The sequence below is a fragment of the Pseudomonas sp. W15Feb34 genome (genome assembly GCF_023127765.1).
Taxonomy (GTDB): domain Bacteria; phylum Pseudomonadota; class Gammaproteobacteria; order Pseudomonadales; family Pseudomonadaceae; genus Aquipseudomonas; species Aquipseudomonas synxantha_A.
Window position 1 is genome coordinate 367,557 of the sequence record NZ_SPKN01000025.1, and the last position, 18,990, is coordinate 386,546.

The window sequence follows — 18,990 nt, forward strand, 5'->3', positions numbered from 1 at the left end:
GCCACGAGGCTCCCCCATGATCCGTGAAGAATTCCTGCGTTTGGCCGCTGCCGGCTATAACCGTATTCCCCTGGCCTGCGAAACCCTGGCCGACTTCGACACGCCGTTGTCGATTTATCTGAAGCTTGCCGATGCGCCCAACTCTTACCTGCTCGAATCGGTACAGGGCGGCGAGAAATGGGGCCGTTACTCGATCATCGGCCTGCCATGCCGCACAGTGCTGCGCGTGCACGACCATCATGTCAGCATCACCCACGATGGCGTAGAGATTGAAAGCCATGACGTTGAAGACCCGCTGGCCTTCGTCGAAGCTTTCAAGGCGCGCTACAACGTACCGACCATTGCCGGCCTGCCGCGTTTCAATGGTGGCCTGGTGGGGTATTTCGGCTATGACTGCGTGCGCTATGTCGAAAAGCGTCTTGGGAAATGTCCGAACCCAGACCCATTGGGTGTGCCGGACATTTTGCTGATGGTCTCCGACGCAGTAGTGGTGTTCGACAACCTTGCCGGCAAGATGCATGCGATTGTCCTTGCCGACCCTGCTCAAGCGGATGCCTTCGAGCAAGGCCAGGCCAGTCTGCAGGCGCTGCTGGAAAAACTCCGCCAGCCGATCACCCCGCGTCGCGGCCTCGACCTGAGCCGCCCACCTGCGGCCGACCCGGTGTTTCGCTCCAGCTTTACGCAGGATGACTACGAGCGCGCAGTCGATACCATCAAGCAATACATCCTCGCCGGTGACTGCATGCAAGTGGTGCCGTCACAACGCATGTCCATCGACTTCAAGGCCGCGCCGATCGACCTGTATCGTGCGCTGCGGTGCTTCAACCCGACGCCGTATATGTACTTCTTCAACTTTGGCGACTTCCACGTGGTGGGCAGCTCGCCGGAAGTGCTGGTGCGCGTCGAAGATAACCTGATCACCGTACGCCCGATTGCCGGCACACGCCCACGTGGCGCGACCGAAGAGGCAGACTTGGCGCTGGAAGAAGACCTGCTCAGCGATGACAAGGAAATCGCCGAGCACCTGATGCTGATCGATCTGGGGCGCAATGATACCGGGCGTGTTTCAGAAATCGGTTCGGTGAAGTTGACCGAGAAGATGGTCATCGAGCGCTACTCCAACGTGATGCACATCGTGTCCAACGTGACTGGCGAACTGAAGGCCGGGCTGACGGCGATGGATGCACTGCGCGCGATTTTGCCGGCGGGCACCTTGTCGGGCGCACCGAAAATCCGTGCGATGGAAATCATCGACGAACTGGAGCCGGTCAAGCGTGGCGTGTATGGCGGTGCCGTCGGTTACTTCGCCTGGAACGGCAATATGGACACTGCGATCGCGATCCGCACCGCGGTGATCAAGGATGGCGAACTGCATGTACAGGCCGGTGGCGGGATTGTGGCGGACTCGGTGCCGGCCCTTGAGTGGGAAGAAACCTTGAACAAGCGCCGGGCGATGTTTCGTGCTGTGGCGCTGGCAGAGCAAACCCCACAAGACTAAAGCTGGAATAAAAAGTGTGGGAGCTGGCTTGCCCGCGATGGCGGTGTATCAGTCGAGATATTCAGTGACTGATCCACCGCCATCGCAGGCAAGCCAGCTCCCACATTTGTTTTGCGTGGTATTTAGAAATCCAGACTCACCCCCACATTGACCCCTTGCTGGGTCAGGTTGTCATCCTTCCTCACGTTATATGCCGCCCGCAACGCCAGCTCCTGAGTCAGTTTGTGGCTGACCCCAAGGCTCAAACGGTCAGAGTTGCTGCGAGGCGTGTAGCCGTCCAGCTTGAAGTCGATCCCCTGAACACTGTTGAGCGAAATGTTCACCTTCTGGGTGTCATTTTCGAACTCATGCTCGTGGGCCACTTCGCCAAATACCTGGGTTTGCGGGGTGATGCGGTAGCTACCTTGCAGGCCGACGCCCAGGCGCCTGGAGTCGCGTTGTTGGTCATCAAAGGTCAGTGCGGTGGAGCGACTGTTTTTCTCCGAGTAGCCATTCACTTCGACGCGTGCGTAATCGGCGCTGACGAAGGGTGACAGGTGCCAATCGCTACCCGGTGCAGCAAGGTCGTAACCCAAGCGAGCGCTCAAGGCCCAGAGCCAACCGTCGGTGTCGCCTTTCTCGGACGCTTCGTTGACGCCCAGGGCGAACTTGCGTTTGAGGCTGTCGAAGTCCAGCTTGCCACCCGTTAACGCGGCGTCGGCCCACCATTGATTGTGCTGATATTGCGCGAATGCCGTGCCCATGTAGCTGTTGAGCTTGTAGTCCGAGTCGCTGGCCCCGGCTTCGAGTGTCTGCCGGTACAGGCCGGCTGCAACGCCCACACGCCAATTGTCATCAAGCCGGTAGCTGCCACCGATATTCAGGTTATAGCCGCTGCCGTCACCACTGGCTGAACTGCTCTGATCATCGAAGTCCAGGCGCTGACCGCCGCCGGCCACGATTGCGCGCCATTGGCCGACGGCTTGCCAGTGGCCGTTGTCTGCTTGCCATTGGTTGCGTAGTTCGTCCTGATGGGCGCGCAACGTGCCTTGGGCCATTTCCGGCAGCAAGGTCAGCTCCCAGGGCGCTGCGAGCAGCGAGTAAGCATAGTCGGCGATCAGCTGTTGCCCGGCTACGGTGGGGTGGACCGAGTCGTTATAGACCAGCTTGGTCGGGTCCGGGTTGGTACCGCCGATGCCATAGACCGGGTTGGCGGTGCAGCTGTTGCCGCTGAAGCAGGTGGCGGTCAGGTTTTGCCCGGTTGCGAGGCCGAAGCGCGCAGGATCGGCGAAGGCTTCGTTCAATAGCAGCGGGATGTTCAGTGGAATAACCTGGGCATCGATTTGCGACAGGCGCTGTACCAGCGATTGGTTGAAAATATTGCTCAGGGCAGAGGTCGCGGCCTGCTGTGGGGTGCCGTTGATGGCGGGCGTCAGCCCCAGGTCGGGCAGCATCCACACCATGATGTAACGCGCACCGGCTTGCTGCAGCACTTGGGCACTGTCGGCCAGTCTCCCGCCTGCGGCGACTGCTTGCGCGGGGCTGAGCACGCGGCCTTGAAGGAAGTCATTGCCACCACCGGAAAGGAAGTAGAGCGCGTTCGGGTCGGCTCGTCCGCCGTTAGCCGGTAGATAGCCCTGGCGACTGCGCAACACTGTGCCACCGCCAGGATTTCCGGGTGGGATCGCGGCGTTGGAGACCGAGGTAATAGAGTCCAGGATGTTATCGGTGCGGTAGCCACCGACCGCCCAGTTGCTTCCATCTGGCAAGCCTTGGGCCGCCCGAACCGGTGAGGTGGAGGCATTCAAGTCGTTGGGGGCCACACCCAGTTTGGTGCCCAACAGGGTTGATGAAACCAGGCCGTACTCACCCTGGAAGTTTGGACCTGTCCGGTTGGTAAAACGTAGTGTCGAGCCATTCGAACCATCGGGGAACTGGCCTGCATCGGCCAGGCTGTCGCCGAAAACCACCATGGCTGAATAAGGTGACGGGGCGGCAAAGGCTTGGGTGCAGGCCAGTGCCAAGAGGCAGCCGGCAAGGGGTGTGAAAAACGCTGGTTTGAGCATGAGAATTCCATTTGGTTGTTTTTATGCAGGAAACGAAACACTAGCAAAACTTCCGGCATTTTCTGTAGGGATATGCGGAATGCGCCTACGCAGGCCCCCGTATTTGCTGCTCCATATTGCACCGCTGGCGAGGCTACGTTACTGTGCCTGAACGTATGAATGAGACCCTCCCCGTGTTGATCATCAGCAAACTCTTGATGCGAGTAGTCAAGGCACACGCCCGTTGGCGTTGGCGCGCCTGACATTTTTCTCTGCCGGCCTGGCCGGACCTGTACCGATCTGCCTTCTTCACCCTGTGTCTGACGCCCCTTGCCGGCCAACCCCGGCAACCGGAACGTGCGTTTGGCAGCGGGTTACCCTTCTGAAAGGCGGTCATTTGAAATCAGTGAATTCAAGAGGTTTGAACCCACATGTTGCTGATGATTGATAACTACGATTCCTTTACCTACAACGTTGTGCAGTACCTGGGCGAGCTGGGCGCGGACGTCAAGGTGGTGCGCAATGATGAACTCACCGTTGCGCAAATCGCCGCCCTGAACCCTGAGCGCATTGTGGTTTCGCCTGGCCCTTGCACGCCGACCGAGGCGGGTATCTCGCTGGAAGCCATCCAGTATTTCGCCGGCAAGCTGCCGATCCTGGGCGTGTGCCTGGGTCACCAGTCCATTGGTCAGGCGTTTGGCGGCGATGTGGTGCGTGCGCGTCAGGTGATGCATGGCAAGACCAGCCCGGTGTTTCATAAGGACCTTGGTGTATTCCAAGGCCTGAACATGCCGGTGACGGTGACCCGTTACCACTCGCTGGTGGTCAAGCGTGACACCTTGCCTGAATGCCTGGAGCTGACCGCCTGGACCCAGTTGGAAGACGGTTCGGTCGACGAGATCATGGGCCTGCGTCACAAGACACTGAACATCGAAGGGGTGCAGTTTCACCCTGAATCAATCCTGACCGAGCAGGGCTACGAGCTGTTCGCCAACTTTCTCAAGCAGAGCGGCGGCACGCGCTAAGGACTTTTCATGGATATCAAGACTGCCCTGAGCCGTATCGTCGGCCATCTGGACCTGAGCACCGCTGAAATGAGCGATGTGATGCGCGAAATCATGACCGGTCAATGCACCGACGCGCAGATCGGCGCCTTTATGATGGCAATGCGCATGAAGAGCGAGAGCATCGACGAAATCGTCGGCGCGGTCTCGGTGATGCGCGAGCTGGCGGACAAGGTTGAGCTCAAGACCCTCGACGGCGTCGTCGATGTGGTCGGCACCGGCGGTGACGGTGCGAATATTTTCAACGTATCGACAGCGTCATCCTTCGTGGTGGCCGCCGCTGGTTGCACCGTTGCCAAGCACGGTAACCGCGCAGTGTCCGGCAAGAGCGGCAGTGCCGACTTGCTGGAAGCGGCCGGCATCTATCTGAATCTCACGCCTGTGCAAGTCGCGCGCTGTATCGACAGCGTTGGCATCGGCTTCATGTTTGCCCAATCTCATCACGGCGCCATGAAACACGCGGCCGGCCCGCGCAAGGACCTTGGCCTGCGTACCCTGTTCAACATGCTTGGCCCGCTTACGAATCCGGCCGGTGTGAAGCATCAGGTGGTGGGAGTGTTCAGCCAGGCGTTGTGCCGGCCGCTGGCCGAAGTCTTGCAACGCTTGGGCAGCAAGCATGTGCTGGTAGTGCATTCCAAAGACGGCCTGGACGAGTTCAGCCTGGCGGCGCCGACCTTTGTTGCAGAGCTGAAAAACGACGAGGTCACCGAATACTGGGTCGAGCCTGAAGACTTGGGCATGAAAAGCCAGAGTTTGCACGGCCTGGCAGTGGAGAGCCCGGCAGCTTCGCTGGAACTGATTCGCGATGCCCTGGGGCGTCGCAAAACCGAAAACGGCCAGAAAGCTGCGGAAATGATCGTTCTGAATGCTGGCGCGGCACTTTACGCAGCCGACCATGCCTATAGTCTTAAGGAAGGTGTCGCGTTGGCCCACGATGCGCTGCACACCGGTCTGGCTCGAGAGAAGCTCGAAGAGCTGGGTGCATTCACTGCCGTATTCAAGATGGAGAATGAGGGATGAGTGTGCCAACCGTTCTGGAAAAGATCCTGGCCCGCAAGGCCGAGGAAGTGGCCGAACGCCGCGCCCGTGTGAGCCTGGCTGAGCTTGAGGCGCAGGCTAAAACCGCTGATGCGCCGCGTGGCTTTGCCAATGCTCTGATCGCCCAGGCCAAGCTCAAGCAACCGGCAGTGATCGCCGAGGTCAAGAAAGCCTCGCCGAGCAAAGGCGTGATCCGCGAAAACTTCGTACCAGCTGAAATCGCCGTCAGCTATGAGAAGGGCGGGGCGACTTGTCTGTCTGTGTTGACCGATATCGACTACTTCCAGGGTTGCGACCTATTCCTGCAACAAGCTCGCGCGGCGTGCAAGTTGCCGGTGATCCGCAAGGATTTCATGGTTGACCCGTACCAGATCGTCGAAGCCCGTGCTCTGGGCGCCGACTGCGTATTGCTGATCGTCTCGGCGCTGGATGACGTGAAGATGGCGGAGTTGGCGGCCGTGGCCAAAAGTGTCGGCCTGGATGTGTTGGTTGAGGTGCATGACGGCGATGAGCTGGAGCGCGCATTGAAAACCCTCGACACCCCGCTGGTGGGGGTCAACAACCGTAACCTGCATACCTTTGAAGTCAGCCTGGAAAATACCCTGGATCTGTTGCCGCGTATTCCTCGCGACCGCCTGGTGATTACCGAGAGTGGCATCGTCAACCGTGCCGATGTGGAACTGATGGAAATCAGCGGCGTTTACTCATTCCTGGTGGGCGAGACATTTATGCGCGCCGAGAACCCGGGAGCAGAACTGCAGCGCCTGTTCTTTCCGGAGCGCGGTACGACGGTCAGTGGTTCGACATTGGATTGATGTGAAATACGCTCGAAACTGTGGGAGCGGGCTTGCCTGCGATAGCGGCGGGTCAGCCAACCTCTGTGTAGCTGACACACCGCTATCGCAGGCAAGCCAGCTCCCATATTGGGTTTTGTGTTTATTCAGATAGGTAGGTGTTCGATGCTCCAGCCCGTGATCATGACTGTCGAAGCAGGCCTTGCCGCCGAGCAAGCCCTATTGGCAGCCGTTTGCGCGCATGAGCAGGAATTCGGGCTGCTGTTCTGGCAGCCCAGCGACCAAGCGCTGGTCATGCCGCGCCGTTTGAGCCGGCTGCCTGCCTTCGCGGCGGCGAGCCAAGTCTCGGCCGGTGCGGGTTGGCCGGTATTGCTGCGTGAAACCGGCGGTGAGCCTGTGCCGCAGTCCGGCGCCACGGTCAATATCGCCCTGGTCTATGCCCCGCCCCGTAGCGAAGGCGACCAAGGGCGCATCGAGACGGGTTATCAGCGCTTGTGCCAACCGATCTGTGATCTATTGATTGAATTGGGCGGCGATGCATCCGTCGGCGAAATTGACGGTGCCTTTTGCGACGGTCGTTACAACGTCAATCTCAATGGTCGCAAAATGGTGGGCACGGCCCAGCGTTGGCGACAAAGCGGTGGCCGCCCGGTCGGGTTGGTGCATGGGGCGATGTTGCTGGAGAATGATCGTGAGGAGTTGATTGCGGCGGTCAACCGCTTCAATCAAGCCTGTGGCTTGGAGCAGCGGGTTCGCGCCGAGAGCCATATCGCGCTGCACGAAGCCTTTCCGGCACCGGATGCGATCAATCGGCTCGATACCTTGTACCGTCAGATGCTGGCCAGCTTCCTGCCGGTTTAACGGGTGCCGAATACCACCATCGTCTTGCCTTTGACGTGTACCAGGTTGCGCTCTTCCAAGTCCTTGAGCACGCGGCCGACCATCTCCCTCGAACAACCGACAATGCGCCCGATCTCCTGGCGGGTGATCTTGATTTGCATGCCGTCGGGATGGGTCATGGCATCGGGTTGCTTGCACAACTCCAACAGGCAACGCGCCACACGACCGGTCACATCGAAGAACGCCAGGTCGCCGACCTTGCGCGTAGTGTCGCGCAGGCGCTGGGCGATCTGGCCGCTCAGGGCGTACAAGATATCCGGATCTTGCTGGGCCAATTCGCGAAATTTCGCATAGCTGATCTCGGCCACTTCGCACTCGACTTTGGTTCGGACCCAGGCGCTACGCTCCTGTTCTTTGCCTGCTTGTTCAAACAACCCCAGCTCTCCGAAGAAATCGCCGGTGTTGAGGTAGGCAATGATCATTTCGCGACCGTCTTCATCTTCGATCAGGATGGTGACTGAGCCCTTGATAATGAAGAACAGGGTTTCCGAGCGCTCGCCGGCGCAGATGATGTTGTGCTTGGCCGGATGACGCCGACGCTGACAATGCATCAACAGCTTGTCGAGGTTCTTGATCTTGGGTGTGGGAGTAAGAGCAACCATGGTTGTATCCCGAAAAGACTGCACGGTGTAAGTGGCGTTGTTTTTATCCAGCGGCATCGGCATTGATGCCGGCTGTAAGAATCATGGCAATGCGCCATTGATTTGGCGCCAGCTTACCAGACACATTCTGCCTCGATTAGCCAATTTAGCGGCAAACGCAGTCATTTATCGATTTTATCCGGGGCGCTGCTGTTTCAAGGGCCTGTGCTAAGCTGGCGCCCCTTTTTTAGCAGTGGAGTCTGGGCGATGAAGGCACGCATCCAATGGGCGGGCGAAGCCATGTTCCTCGGTGAGTCGGGCAGTGGCCATGTGGTGGTCATGGACGGTCCGCCGGAAGCCGGTGGCCGTAACCTGGGTGTACGCCCGATGGAAATGTTGCTGCTGGGTGTTGGCGGTTGCAGCAATTTTGATGTGGTCAGCATCTTGAAGAAGTCCCGCCAGGCAGTGGAAAGCTGCGAAGCCTTCCTGGAAGCCGAGCGCGCCACTGAAGACCCCAAGGTATTTACCAGGATCCATATGCATTTCGTGGTCAAGGGCCGGGCGTTGAAGGAAGCCCAGGTCAAGCGTGCAATCGAGCTGTCGGCCGAGAAGTATTGCTCGGCGTCGATCATGCTGGGTGCCGCGGGTGTGGCCATCACTCACGATTATGAAATCATCGAGTTGGGCTGATTGCGGTAATTGGCAAAAGAAAGGGCGCTTCGAGCGCCCTTTTTTGGGTTTAGATCCTGTAGGTACTTTTGGTCATGACCTTGGCTAAAACGCTCATGCCGAAGCGCACCGGTGCTGGAAAGCGGAAGCCGCCCGCGTCCAGCGCGCTATCTGCATGGTGTTCTTCATCGATGCGCATCTGCTCAAGGATGGCGCGGGACTTTTCATCTTCGGCCGGCAGTTGCTCAAGATGCTCATCCAGATGCTTGCACACCTGATGTTCTGTCGCGGCGACAAATCCGAGGCTGACTTTGTCGCTGATCAAACCAGCGGCGGCGCCGATACCAAATGACAAACCGTAAAACAGCGGGTTCAGCACGCTGGGGTGGCTGCCCAATTGGCGGATACGTTGTTCGCACCAGGCCAGGTGGTCGATCTCTTCCTCGGCCGCATGCTCCATCGCTGCACGTACCTGCGGCAATTTGGCAGTTAACGCCTGGCCTTGATACAGCGCCTGGGCACACACTTCGCCGGTGTGGTTGATGCGCATCAGGCCGGCGACATGGCGGGTGTCCGTTTCGCTCATCTGGGCATCGGGCTGTACGATGGCCGGTGACGGGCGGTACGGTTGGCCACTGAATGGCAACAGCGTGCGCATGGCCATATCGGCTTGCAGCAGCAGACGGTCAATCGGCGAGTAGTGACGTTGGGTAGTCATGCTGACCTCCGGGAAGAATCTCGGCGGCCAGTTTACCGCAAGAGAGGACGAAGCGTTTGCGCTGAGTCAATTTGACCCTGGGCACTCAACCCGGCGGCCAGTTCATCTGACGTTGACCCAGCACGTGCATATGGATGTGGTAGACAGTCTGCCCACCGTCTTCATTGCAGTTCATCACCACACGAAAGCCTTTTTCGCAGCCCTGTTCCACGGCCAGGCGCTGGGCGGTGAACAAAATATGGCCGGCCAGGGCTTTGTCTTCCTCGGTCAAGTCATTGAGGGTACGAATCGGCTTTTTCGGAATAACCAGAAAATGCACCGGCGCCTGTGGGGCGATATCGTGGAAGGCGAGGACTTGATCATCTTCATAGATAATCCTGGCGGGTATTTCTCGGTTGATGATCTTGGTGAACAGAGTATCCACAGCTGTTTCTCCAGGGTGAAAGTGTAGGTAAGTGTAATCAGGCGGTTAGCGTGGGCAATAGGCTTTGTTGATGGCGCCGGCAATCTTGCGGGTCAGCCAGCGTGGACTGAAACGTGGGCTGAATGCCAGCCAGCGGTTGCGGCGCCCGGGAATGATGATGGCTTTGTTCTTTTCCAGCGCGCGTACGGTGTAGAGCGCGACTTCCTCCGGGCTCATTAGCTGCTGGCTGCGGTCGAGTTTTGCGGTGTCCATCTGCGCAGTGCCGAAGAACGCGGTGCGCGTAGGGCCGGGGCACAGCACTGAAACCTTGATGCCGCAGGTCTTCAGTTCTTCGCGCAAGCCCTCAGAGAAGTGCAATACATAAGCTTTGCTGGCGTAGTAGCTGCTCATCCACGGGCCTGGCTGAAAGGCGGCGATCGAAGCGACATTGAGTATCTGCCCGCCGCCTTGCAGCGCCATGGAGTTGCCGAGGGCATGGCACATACGGGTTAGCGCCAGGATGTTGACTTCGATCAGGTCTTGCTCGGTCATCCAGTCCTGGGCCAAAAATGGCCCGCTGGTGCCGATGCCTGCGCAGTTGACCAGCAGGTCGATCTGCCGCTCGCCTTCTTCGAGTTCCAGCAAAAAACCGGACAAACGCAGCGGCTCGCCCAAGTCGCAGGCACGAAACAACACCTCGACACCGAAGCGTTGGGTCAGTTCGATGGCAATGCTTTCCAACTGATCACGTTGACGGGCCACGAGAATCAGGCTGCGGCCGCGTCGAGCCAGCGCTTCGGCCAAAGCCAGGCCGATGCCGCTGGAGGCGCCGGTGATCAGAGCGTAACGGGTCATGCCTTTCTCCATCGCAACGTCGCCTGCCTGTGACAGTGGCGTCACAGGCAGGCGGGCGTTTCTTCACTGTTGCGTAGAGTCTACAGGTTCGGCTGCGTCGTCAGCACTTTGCTCTGCGGCCTCATCAGTGATGACGCTTTGATCGGCGCCTTCATCGGAGGTCATTGAGCTGCTTTCGTAGCTGCTGTCCATGTTGGCTTCAAGTTGATCCAGGTAGCCGTTCATGCCCAGGGTCAGGCCGATGATGAGCATCAATGGAATAAACGCCAGCCACAGCGAGGCCAGGATTTTCACCGCAGTAGAATTCGGTGGTGGCGGTGCGCCGTATTGGTTGGCACCCGCGTTCCCCGGCAATACCAGCAACAGGATAGGGAACACGCTATTGACCACTGGAACCAGGTTCAGCAAGTACAGCCAGCCAGACCAGCCCATATCGTGCAAGCGTTGCACACCGATTTGCACGCTCACGACTACCAGAGCAACAAACAGTGCGAAACCCAGTAGCGAGCCGAGGATGATGGCTATGGTTGGCGAGGCTGTCGCCACTGCGAAGCCGACGGTACTGATGATGCCTGCGGCTACCAGCAACGCGACGGTCAGCGCCAGTGTCCAGGCCAGATAACGCAGGCGCCCGATGCGCCCGTGGATGGTGAAGACCTTGAGTGTGGCGAACTCCGGCAAGTCATCGCCAACCGCTGCGCGTGGCGGGGCATAAGGCGAAGCTTCGGAGCGGGAAAAGTCGGAGCCAGGGGAGCTCGTCTCGTGGGTTTCAGCGAGGCTGAACGCCACGGGCTGTTCGGCTTCGATGCGTGCGTCGACCCCGGCGTTTTTCAATGCCGTCAGGTAGGTTTCGGCATCGGGGCGGGAAAGATCGCGTTTGAGCGCGACCGGGCGGCCGGTAAAGAGTTTTTCGATCGCCTCGACATCGCTCTTGAACAGCTCGGCGAGGTTCAGCTTGGCGGTGGTGCTTTCGACACCCGGAAGCAAGGCTCCGTCAAACACAATCTTGAAACGGTTGTCGCTCATGCGGGCATCCTTGTCACTTAATCAGGGAGGGTGTGCAGGCCCGTCCAATCGGCGGGCCGTGCAGTGGGTCAGCGTGGCCAGCGCAGTTGCGCGGCATGCTCGCGTGCTTTGCGGTATTCGGCATCCAGGCGGGCGACGAGTTCATCGACGCTGGGTAAATCATCGATTTCACCGACGCCCTGGCCCGCTGACCATACAGTTTTCCACGCTTTGGCCTCATCACTCAATGGTTTGAGCTTGGAACCGAAATTGACTTCACCTTTGCCTTGCAGCGCGGCGAGGTCGAAACCGGCATTTTCCAGGCTCTGGCGCATAAAGCTCGCAGGTACGCCGGAGACTGCCGGAGTGTGAACGATGTCGGCGGCGCGCGATGTGAGCAGCATCTCTTTATAGGCATCTGGCGCGTGGCTTTCGGTAGTACCGATAAAGCGCGTGCCGAAATACGCCAAGTCGGCGCCCAGCAACTGGGCGGCGAGAATTTCGTGGCCGTGGTTGAGGCAACCGGCCAGCAGCAGGGTTTTATCAAAGAACTGGCGAATCTCGGCAATCAGAGCGAAGGGGCTCCAGGTGCCAGCGTGGCCACCGGCACCCGCGGCTACGGCAATCAGGCCATCGACGCCCGCCTCAGCGGCTTTCTCGGCATGTCGCCGGGTGGTGACGTCATGAAACACCAGGCCGCCGTAGCTGTGGACGGCATCGACCAGTTCCTTTACCGCGCCGAGGCTGGTGATGACGATGGGTACCTTGTGCTCTACGCAGATTGCCAGGTCTGCTTCCAACCGTGGGTTGCTGTTGTGCACGATCAGGTTCACAGCATAGGGAGCAGGGTTGTCCAACTGGGCCAAGCCCGCTTCGATTTCTTCCAGCCAGGCCCTGAAACCACTGCTTTCACGCTGGTTGAGCGCCGGGAAGCTGCCAACCACGCCATTACGACAGCAGGCCAGGACCAGTTGCGGATTGGAAATCAGAAACATCGGCGCCACCACGACGGGTAGGCGCAGATGTTGTTCCAGTAAAGCGGGCAGCGACATTGGAAGTTCCCCCGAGTAATTGAAACTAGAACGGTTTGACCACGACCAAAATTACGATAGCCAGCAATATCAGAACCGGTACTTCATTGAACCAGCGATAAAAGACATGGCTGCGGGTGTTTTCGCCACGGGCGAAGCGTTTTACCTGCGCTCCACACATATGGTGGTAGCCGATCAGCAGAACGACCAGGGTCAGTTTGGCGTGCATCCACGCGCCTGACTGGAAAATGCCGGGGTTGAGCGTCAGCATCCAGATACCGAAGACCAGTGTGGCAATCATCGCCGGTCCCATGATGCCGCGGTACAGTTTGCGCTCCATAACGCTGAAGCGCTCCTTGCTGACGCTGTCTTCGCTTTGGGCGTGGTAGACGAACAGGCGCGGCAGGTAGAACAGCCCGGCAAACCAGCAGACGATGCTGACGATGTGGAAGGCTTTGACCCATAGATAGAGCATTTTGGTTATTCCCAGGTTCACGGTAGCGAAGATAGTAGTGGCTCATGCGCCCGTACGTCACGTTGACGGTTGTCGCAGGACGATACGGCCCCTATTATCGACGGCTTTCCAGTGGGTTCGTTGAGGGCAGGTTTATGGTCAAGGTCGGTATCGTCGGCGGCACGGGTTACACCGGTGTCGAATTGCTGCGTCTGTTGGCTCAGCATCCGCAAGCTGAGGTGGCGGTCATCACTTCCCGATCCGAAGCTGGGCTGGCCGTGGCCGATATGTACCCGAACCTGCGAGGCCACTATGACGGCCTGGCGTTCAGCGTGCCGGACATCAAGACCCTGGGCGCGTGCGACGTGGTGTTCTTCGCCACGCCTCACGGTGTCGCCCATGCACTGGCCGGTGAGTTGCTGGCGGCCGGCACCAAGGTTATCGACTTGTCGGCCGACTTCCGCCTGCAGGACGCCGATGAGTGGGCCAAGTGGTACGGTCAGCCTCATGGAGCGCCGCAGTTGTTGGAGGAGGCAGTGTACGGCTTGCCGGAAGTCAATCGTGAGCAGATCAAGCAAGCACGCCTGATCGCGGTACCAGGTTGCTATCCGACGGCGACACAGTTGGGGTTCCTGCCATTGCTGGAAGCTGGCTTGGCGGATGCGTCGCGCCTGATCGCCGACTGCAAATCGGGCGTCAGCGGCGCTGGTCGTGGTGCGGCGGTGGGGTCTTTGTACTCCGAAACGTCGGAAAGCATGAAAGCCTATGCGGTAAAAGGCCATCGCCACTTGCCTGAAATCCGCCAGGGGTTGCGTCGCGCCGCGGGCAAGGATGTGGGGCTGACCTTTGTGCCGCACCTGGCGCCAATGATCCGTGGGATTCACTCCACGCTTTATGCAACCGTCACTGATCGCTCGGTCGACTTGCAGGCGCTGTTTGAAAAGCGTTATGCCAATGAGCCGTTCGTCGACGTGATGCCGGCGGGCAGCCACCCGGAGACTCGTAGTGTGCGTGGTGCCAATGTGTGCCGTATCGCCGTGCATCGTCCGCAGGATGGCGACCTGGTTGTGGTGCTGTCGGTGATCGACAACCTGGTCAAAGGCGCGTCGGGCCAGGCGGTGCAGAACATGAACATCCTGTTCGGTCTGGATGAGAAGTTGGGCCTGGCCCACGCGGGAATGTTGCCTTAACGCAGTCTGGTGGTTACGCAAAAGGCCCGGTGATCGGGCCTTTCGTTTTTTTATGGCGGCTGCACAGATTGATATACCGTAACAATAGTTGACCGCTTTTCTAGGAGAAGCGGATAATGCCGGTCATTACGCATATGGCGGCGCTACGCCGGGAGATTATCAGCATGAGCGTTGAATCCTTCACCCCCACGGCTTTGCAATTCACCCACGGTGCTGCGCACAAGGTGAAGAGCCTGGTCGATGAAGAGGGTAATGATCGCTTGAAGCTGCGCGTATTTGTTACGGGCGGCGGTTGTTCAGGGTTTCAGTACGGTTTTACCTTCGATGAAGATGTGGCCGATGACGACACCATCGTCGAGCGCGAGGGCGTCAGCCTGGTCGTGGATCCGATGAGCTTCCAATACCTGGCTGGTGCCGAGGTGGATTATCAGGAAGGTCTGGAAGGTTCGCGTTTCGTGATCAAGAACCCTAATGCCACCACTACCTGTGGCTGCGGATCTTCGTTCTCGATCTGATCGGTAGCGGATACAGAAACGCCGCTTGGCTTTTATGGGCCAAGCGGCGTTTTGCTGTCTGAAGCTAGTTTAGGCCGGGTAGATGGCGCCGAGCACCCGTAACCCACGGGCGCCGGTTACGCTAGGGCGGTTGGCGGCGATGCCTTCCAGGCAGCAGTGCGCCAGCCAGGCGAAGGCCATGGCTTCGACCCAGTCCGGGTCTACCCCGTAAGTGGCTGTGCTACTGACGTGAGTAGAAGGCAATAGCGCGGTCAGCCGATTCATCAGCATCGTGTTGTGCGCGCCGCCGCCGCAGATGAGCAACGTCTCAGTGCTCGTCTGTGCGCTTTGCAGAGATTCGACGATGGTGAGGGCCGTCAGCTCCAGCAGAGTGGCCTGCACGTCTTCGGGCTCAAAGACGGGCAACGGGCTCAGGTGCTGTTGCAGCCAGGCCAGATTGAACACTTCGCGACCTGTGCTTTTGGGGCCTTTGGTCAAGAAGAACGGGTCGCTGAGCAATGCGTTGAGTAGTTGAGGCTGAACCTTGCCGCTGGCGGCCCATTGCCCGTCGCGGTCGAAGTGTTCACCGCGCTGGTGGTGAATCCACGCATCCAGAAGAACATTCCCGGGACCGCAGTCGAAACCCGCTACAGGCTTGTTCGCCTCGATAAGGCTGAGGTTGCTGAACCCGCCGATATTCAACACTGCGCGATTGCCAGTGTGCTCGCCAAACAGAGCTTCATGAAACGCTGGAACCAGAGGGGCTCCCTGGCCTCCGGCGGCAACATCACGGCTGCGGAAGTCGCTGACTACGCTGATCCCTGTCAGCTCGGTGAGCAGGGCAGGGTTGCCGATCTGCACGGTAAAGCTTCGAGCGGGTTCATGGCGGATCGTTTGCCCATGGCTGCCAATTGCGCGGATGTCCTGAGGCTTGAAGCGGTTTTGCTCCAGCAAGGCCCGGATGCCTTGCGCGGCGAGTGTTACCCACTGTTGCTGGGCGATTGCCGAGCGGGCGATTTCATCCGGGCCGCTGGCGCACAGGCTCAGAAGTTCAGCCCGCAAGGTGTCTGGCATCGGGATGTAGTGCGTGGCGATCAGCTTGATCGCCGCACCTTGCTCGATAAGGGCGATATCCAGTCCATCAAGGCTGGTTCCGGACATCACACCGATATAGAGCGGCATACCTTAACGCTTCGCCGAAGCCAGCAAGGTGGAGCGCTCTTGATCCATCCGTGCCATCAACGGCTGGCTCTGTTGCATGAAGCGTGCGCGTTCGGCCTTGGCGATCGGATCGGCCATTGGCAGTTTTTGACCCAGGGGGTCGACGTGTACGCCGTTGACCTGGAACTCATAATGCAAGTGCGGTCCGGTGGACAGGCCGGTGGTGCCGATGTAGCCGATCACTTGACCTTGCTTCACGTTGCCGCCGGTTTTGACGCCCTTGGCGAACCCTTGCATGTGGCCGTATAGCGTACGGTAAGTGTTGCCGTGCTGGATGATCACCGTATTGCCGTAACCACCCCGGCGCCCCGCCAGCAGTACCTTGCCGTCGCCCGCCGCCTTGATGGGTGTGCCACGCGGAGCGGCATAGTCCACACCCTTGTGTGCGCGAATTTTGTTCAGAATTGGATGCTTGCGGCCCATGGAGAAACGCGAGCTAATACGGGCGAAGTCCACGGGCGTACGGATGAAGGCCTTGCGCATGCTATTGCCGTCGGCCGTGTAATAGCTGCTATTGCCTTGTTTGTTTGTGTAGCGAACGGCTGTGTAGGTTTTGCCGCGGTTGGTGAAGCGCGCAGAAAGAATATTGCCAGTGCCCACCACTTTGCCGTTGGCCACTTTCTGTTCGTAGATCACATCGAATTCGTCGCCCTGGCGGATGTCCTGAGCGAAGTCGATGTCATAGCCAAATACGCTGGCCATGTCCATGGTCATGCTGTGGGACAAGCCGGCTCGGGCAGCCGATTGTGACAAGGAGCTGTTGATCACCCCGTGTACGTAGGCGGAACGCATAACCGGCTTGGTGGTGATGCGGTTGAAGGCGAAGCCTTTGGCACCTTTGCTCAGGCTGATGCTTTCCAGGTCGCTGAGGCTGGTGTGCAGGTTGTTCAACTGGCCGTCTGGCGTCAGTTCAAATTCAAGCTTCTGGCCGCGTTTGAGCTGGGTGAATTGCTTGGCTTGCTTATCGCTGGCCAGCACTTCATTCACAGCGGTGGCAGGCAGCCCAACCTTTTCGAACAGGGTGGATAGCGTGTCGCCTTTGCCCACGATGACTTCGCGATGCTGGGGATTCTTTGCGGCAGCTGCCGCAGGTGCTTCCTGGGCGGCTTGCTGGGTGTCTTCGGGAGCGCTTTCGATCTGTGCGAAAGGTGATTCAGTTGCAGTGTTTGTGGCTTGTTGGGCGTCGGAAGCGTCTTGATCTTGTGTCAGTTGTTCAACTGGGCTTTCCAGATCAAGGCTCAGGGATGTTCGTTTGGCTTCTACGTCACTGGAAGGGAATACCAGCAGTGCCAGGCTGAGAAGGGCGGCGATACCACTTGCGGCGAGCAGGTGGGTCTTCGGGTAAAGCGGCGGCGCTTTAGACGGTTCAGTGGTCATAGGTAATTTGACTTTGAAGATGAAATGGAAAAGATGAATGACATGATGAAGATGAAATAACTGTATAAAATATAACCAAATCATCTGTGGCGCAAGCTCGCGAATGCTGGGCTCGCTGAACGGTGTCCGTGCGCAGGGCAAAACTTGTAATTAGTCCCTGATCTTGTATGGTTGGTTCCCTTTTGAATCTGAGCCTTGCGGGTCTGTTATGAAGTCGGTTGAAGAGCAGCTAGCGCTGATAAAACGTGGTGCGGAAGAACTGTTGGTTGAAGCTGAGCTGATCGAAAAGCTTAAGCGTGGCCAGCCCCTGCGTATCAAGGCTGGCTTTGATCCGACTGCGCCGGATCTGCACCTTGGTCATACCGTGCTTATTAATAAGCTGCGTCAGTTCCAGGAGCTGGGCCATCAAGTCATCTTTCTTATCGGTGACTTCACGGGAATGATCGGTGATCCCAGCGGCAAGAGTGCTACGCGCCCGCCGCTGACTCGTGAGCAGGTTCTCGATAATGCCGAGACCTACAAGACCCAAGTGTTCAAGATCCTTGATCCGACCAAGACCGAGGTGGCATTCAACTCCACCTGGATGGACAAGATGGGGCCGGCAGACTTTATTCGCCTGACCTCCCAGTACACCGTGGCACGTATGCTCGAGCGCGATGACTTCGACAAGCGCTACTCCACCAATCAGCCGATCGCGATTCATGAGTTCCTCTACCCATTGGTCCAGGGGTATGACTCGGTGGCTCTGCGTGCGGATGTTGAGTTGGGCGGTACCGATCAGAAGTTCAACCTGCTGATGGGGCGTGAGTTGCAGCGCGCATACGGTCAGGAGGCTCAGTGCATTCTGACTATGCCGTTGCTGGAAGGATTGGATGGCGTCAAGAAGATGTCCAAGTCCCTGGGTAACTATGTCGGTATCCAGGAGGCGCCGGGCGTAATGTACGGCAAGCTGGTTTCCATCCCTGATGCGTTGATGTGGCGTTACTTCGAACTGTTGAGTTTCCGCTCGATGGACGAAATCAATGCGTTGCGTGCGGACGTAGAGGCAGGCGCCAATCCGCGTGATGTGAAGATCAAGCTGGCTGAGGAGATTGTCGCGCGCTTCCATGGCGAAGAGGCTGCTGCCAGTGCGCATCGTGCAGCTGGTAACCGTATGAAGGATGGTGAGCTGCCGGACGATCTGCCGGAGATTGAACTGACCGCTGCCGAGGCTATGCCGATTGCGGCTGTCCTTAATAAGGCGGGCTTGGTGAAGAACTCGGCGGTCGCTCGTGATCTCTTGGGGTCGGGTGGTGTACGTATAGATGGTGAAGTGGTTGATCGCACATTTATGTATGAGCTGGGCGCCACTCACGTTTGTCAGGCGGGTAAGAAGGCGTTTGCGCGAATTACGCTCAAATCCGAATAAGTCTGAAATTAGATGTTGACGGCGAATTATATCTGTCTATAATTCGCCCCACTTCCGGCGCAGTCGAAACGGAAAACTCCTTGGTAAACAATGAGTTGCGTAGTTTTCGGCAGCAAGTTGCTTCAGTTCATCGAAGCCAAAAGGAAGTTGAAAAAGAGGTGTTGACAGCAGCGTGTAACGCTGTAGAATTCGCCTCCCGCTGACGAGAGATCGGAAGCGCAAGTGGTTGAAGTTGTTGAAGAAATCTTCGAAAGCTTCTGAAAATA

20 protein-coding genes are annotated in these 18,990 nt (G+C 58.4%); 9 read left to right on the top strand and 11 right to left on the bottom strand.

Features of this window, described 5'->3' with window-relative positions; genetic code table 11:
• Positions 1-16 precede the first annotated feature (16 nt).
• The gene (trpE, locus tag E4O97_RS12520; RefSeq protein ID WP_005792028.1) at positions 17-1,498 is read left to right on the top strand and encodes an anthranilate synthase component I; all 1,482 of its coding nucleotides are present in this window, start codon (positions 17-19) and stop codon (positions 1,496-1,498) included.
• Positions 1,499-1,620: 122 nt separating this feature from the next.
• Here trpE and estP read toward each other — a convergent pair whose 3' ends face one another.
• Entirely contained in the window at positions 1,621-3,543 is a 1,923-nt protein-coding gene (gene estP, locus E4O97_RS12525) for an esterase EstP (RefSeq protein ID WP_032879196.1), read from the bottom strand.
• A gap of 410 nt (positions 3,544-3,953) precedes the next feature.
• On the opposite strand from estP, the gene E4O97_RS12530 reads away from it, so the two are divergent.
• The 4 genes from E4O97_RS12530 to E4O97_RS12545 all read left to right on the top strand — a co-directional run bounded on the left by E4O97_RS12530 (position 3,954) and on the right by E4O97_RS12545 (position 7,279).
• Positions 3,954-4,547, top strand: a complete 594-nt coding sequence (locus E4O97_RS12530) for an aminodeoxychorismate/anthranilate synthase component II (RefSeq protein WP_032879198.1) — start codon at positions 3,954-3,956, stop codon at positions 4,545-4,547.
• Positions 4,548-4,556: 9 nt separating this feature from the next.
• The gene (gene trpD / locus E4O97_RS12535; RefSeq protein WP_003194694.1) at positions 4,557-5,606 is read left to right on the top strand and encodes an anthranilate phosphoribosyltransferase; all 1,050 of its coding nucleotides are present in this window, start codon (positions 4,557-4,559) and stop codon (positions 5,604-5,606) included.
• Positions 5,603-6,439: an indole-3-glycerol phosphate synthase TrpC gene (gene trpC / locus E4O97_RS12540; protein WP_248136217.1), complete on the top strand. Its 837-nt coding sequence runs from the start codon at positions 5,603-5,605 to the stop codon at positions 6,437-6,439. The genes trpD and trpC overlap by 4 nt, the downstream gene beginning before the upstream one ends.
• Positions 6,440-6,583: 144 nt before the next feature.
• A complete protein-coding gene (locus E4O97_RS12545; RefSeq protein WP_078822469.1) occupies positions 6,584-7,279 on the top strand; it encodes a lipoate--protein ligase family protein in 696 nt (231 codons plus the stop codon).
• Here E4O97_RS12545 and crp read toward each other — a convergent pair.
• Complete coding sequence (gene crp, locus E4O97_RS12550) at positions 7,276-7,920, bottom strand: cAMP-activated global transcriptional regulator CRP (RefSeq protein ID WP_103735280.1); 645 nt, start codon at positions 7,918-7,920, stop codon at positions 7,276-7,278. The genes E4O97_RS12545 and crp overlap by 4 nt on opposite strands.
• A 246-nt stretch (positions 7,921-8,166) precedes the next feature.
• Here crp and E4O97_RS12555 point away from each other — a divergent pair, with 246 nt between their 5' ends.
• Positions 8,167-8,589, top strand: coding sequence for an OsmC family protein (locus E4O97_RS12555; protein WP_003210947.1), 423 nt, complete (start codon positions 8,167-8,169; stop codon positions 8,587-8,589).
• 49 nt (positions 8,590-8,638) lie between these two features.
• On the opposite strand, the gene coq7 is transcribed toward E4O97_RS12555, so the two are convergent.
• The 6 genes from coq7 to hemJ all read right to left on the bottom strand — a co-directional run bounded on the left by coq7 (position 8,639) and on the right by hemJ (position 13,055).
• The gene (gene coq7 / locus E4O97_RS12560) at positions 8,639-9,286 is read right to left on the bottom strand and encodes a 2-polyprenyl-3-methyl-6-methoxy-1,4-benzoquinone monooxygenase (RefSeq protein ID WP_005792017.1); all 648 of its coding nucleotides are present in this window, start codon (positions 9,284-9,286) and stop codon (positions 8,639-8,641) included.
• Positions 9,287-9,371: 85 nt separating this feature from the next.
• A complete protein-coding gene (locus E4O97_RS12565; RefSeq protein ID WP_032879203.1) occupies positions 9,372-9,710 on the bottom strand; it encodes a histidine triad nucleotide-binding protein in 339 nt (112 codons plus the stop codon).
• Positions 9,711-9,755: 45 nt separating this feature from the next.
• Positions 9,756-10,544: an SDR family oxidoreductase gene (locus tag E4O97_RS12570; RefSeq protein WP_032879204.1), complete on the bottom strand. Its 789-nt coding sequence runs from the start codon at positions 10,542-10,544 to the stop codon at positions 9,756-9,758.
• Between the two features lie 63 nt (positions 10,545-10,607).
• Positions 10,608-11,570: a DUF805 domain-containing protein gene (locus E4O97_RS12575; protein WP_032879205.1), complete on the bottom strand. Its 963-nt coding sequence runs from the start codon at positions 11,568-11,570 to the stop codon at positions 10,608-10,610.
• Between the two features lie 68 nt (positions 11,571-11,638).
• Positions 11,639-12,601: a nitronate monooxygenase family protein gene (locus E4O97_RS12580; protein ID WP_005792009.1), complete on the bottom strand. Its 963-nt coding sequence runs from the start codon at positions 12,599-12,601 to the stop codon at positions 11,639-11,641.
• A gap of 25 nt (positions 12,602-12,626) precedes the next feature.
• Positions 12,627-13,055, bottom strand: a complete 429-nt coding sequence (hemJ, locus tag E4O97_RS12585; protein WP_032879206.1) for a protoporphyrinogen oxidase HemJ — start codon at positions 13,053-13,055, stop codon at positions 12,627-12,629.
• 134 nt (positions 13,056-13,189) lie between these two features.
• Here hemJ and argC point away from each other — a divergent pair, with 134 nt between their 5' ends.
• Positions 13,190-14,224, top strand: coding sequence for an N-acetyl-gamma-glutamyl-phosphate reductase (argC, locus tag E4O97_RS12590; RefSeq protein ID WP_078822468.1), 1,035 nt, complete (start codon positions 13,190-13,192; stop codon positions 14,222-14,224).
• A 164-nt stretch (positions 14,225-14,388) separates the two neighbouring features.
• The gene (gene erpA, locus E4O97_RS12595) at positions 14,389-14,739 is read left to right on the top strand and encodes an iron-sulfur cluster insertion protein ErpA (protein ID WP_003176443.1); all 351 of its coding nucleotides are present in this window, start codon (positions 14,389-14,391) and stop codon (positions 14,737-14,739) included.
• A gap of 69 nt (positions 14,740-14,808) precedes the next feature.
• Here erpA and E4O97_RS12600 read toward each other — a convergent pair whose 3' ends face one another.
• Together E4O97_RS12600 and E4O97_RS12605 are read right to left on the bottom strand one after the other, a co-directional pair.
• Positions 14,809-15,900 (bottom strand): anhydro-N-acetylmuramic acid kinase, encoded by a 1,092-nt coding sequence (locus E4O97_RS12600; RefSeq protein ID WP_032879209.1) that lies wholly within the window; start codon positions 15,898-15,900, stop codon positions 14,809-14,811.
• A gap of 3 nt (positions 15,901-15,903) precedes the next feature.
• Positions 15,904-17,316, bottom strand: a complete 1,413-nt coding sequence (locus tag E4O97_RS12605; RefSeq protein WP_005792000.1) for a peptidoglycan DD-metalloendopeptidase family protein — start codon at positions 17,314-17,316, stop codon at positions 15,904-15,906.
• A gap of 208 nt (positions 17,317-17,524) precedes the next feature.
• Here E4O97_RS12605 and tyrS point away from each other — a divergent pair, with 208 nt between their 5' ends.
• Positions 17,525-18,724 carry a tyrosine--tRNA ligase gene (tyrS, locus tag E4O97_RS12610; RefSeq protein ID WP_078822466.1) on the top strand — a complete coding sequence of 400 codons (1,200 nt, stop codon included), beginning with the start codon at positions 17,525-17,527 and terminating at the stop codon, positions 18,722-18,724.
• Positions 18,725-18,760: 36 nt separating this feature from the next.
• Here the strand turns inward: tyrS and E4O97_RS12615 are convergent.
• A partial coding sequence (locus E4O97_RS12615) for a hypothetical protein (protein ID WP_248161434.1) occupies positions 18,761-18,990 on the bottom strand: 230 nt, incomplete at its 5' end.

Coding starts and splice junctions, on each gene's coding strand:
- trpE (WP_005792028.1), top strand. CDS start 17: ATGATCCGTGAAGAATTCCTGCGTTTGGCCGCTGCCGGCTATAACCGT.
- E4O97_RS12605 (WP_005792000.1), bottom strand. CDS start 17,316: ATGACCACTGAACCGTCTAAAGCGCCGCCGCTTTACCCGAAGACCCAC.
- estP (WP_032879196.1), bottom strand. CDS start 3,543: ATGCTCAAACCAGCGTTTTTCACACCCCTTGCCGGCTGCCTCTTGGCA.
- E4O97_RS12575 (WP_032879205.1), bottom strand. CDS start 11,570: ATGAGCGACAACCGTTTCAAGATTGTGTTTGACGGAGCCTTGCTTCCG.
- E4O97_RS12570 (WP_032879204.1), bottom strand. CDS start 10,544: ATGACCCGTTACGCTCTGATCACCGGCGCCTCCAGCGGCATCGGCCTG.
- hemJ (WP_032879206.1), bottom strand. CDS start 13,055: ATGCTCTATCTATGGGTCAAAGCCTTCCACATCGTCAGCATCGTCTGC.
- erpA (WP_003176443.1), top strand. CDS start 14,389: ATGAGCGTTGAATCCTTCACCCCCACGGCTTTGCAATTCACCCACGGT.
- E4O97_RS12600 (WP_032879209.1), bottom strand. CDS start 15,900: ATGCCGCTCTATATCGGTGTGATGTCCGGAACCAGCCTTGATGGACTG.
- E4O97_RS12530 (WP_032879198.1), top strand. CDS start 3,954: ATGTTGCTGATGATTGATAACTACGATTCCTTTACCTACAACGTTGTG.
- E4O97_RS12545 (WP_078822469.1), top strand. CDS start 6,584: ATGCTCCAGCCCGTGATCATGACTGTCGAAGCAGGCCTTGCCGCCGAG.
- tyrS (WP_078822466.1), top strand. CDS start 17,525: ATGAAGTCGGTTGAAGAGCAGCTAGCGCTGATAAAACGTGGTGCGGAA.
- crp (WP_103735280.1), bottom strand. CDS start 7,920: ATGGTTGCTCTTACTCCCACACCCAAGATCAAGAACCTCGACAAGCTG.
- E4O97_RS12580 (WP_005792009.1), bottom strand. CDS start 12,601: ATGTCGCTGCCCGCTTTACTGGAACAACATCTGCGCCTACCCGTCGTG.
- E4O97_RS12555 (WP_003210947.1), top strand. CDS start 8,167: ATGAAGGCACGCATCCAATGGGCGGGCGAAGCCATGTTCCTCGGTGAG.
- coq7 (WP_005792017.1), bottom strand. CDS start 9,286: ATGACTACCCAACGTCACTACTCGCCGATTGACCGTCTGCTGCTGCAA.
- trpD (WP_003194694.1), top strand. CDS start 4,557: ATGGATATCAAGACTGCCCTGAGCCGTATCGTCGGCCATCTGGACCTG.
- argC (WP_078822468.1), top strand. CDS start 13,190: ATGGTCAAGGTCGGTATCGTCGGCGGCACGGGTTACACCGGTGTCGAA.
- trpC (WP_248136217.1), top strand. CDS start 5,603: ATGAGTGTGCCAACCGTTCTGGAAAAGATCCTGGCCCGCAAGGCCGAG.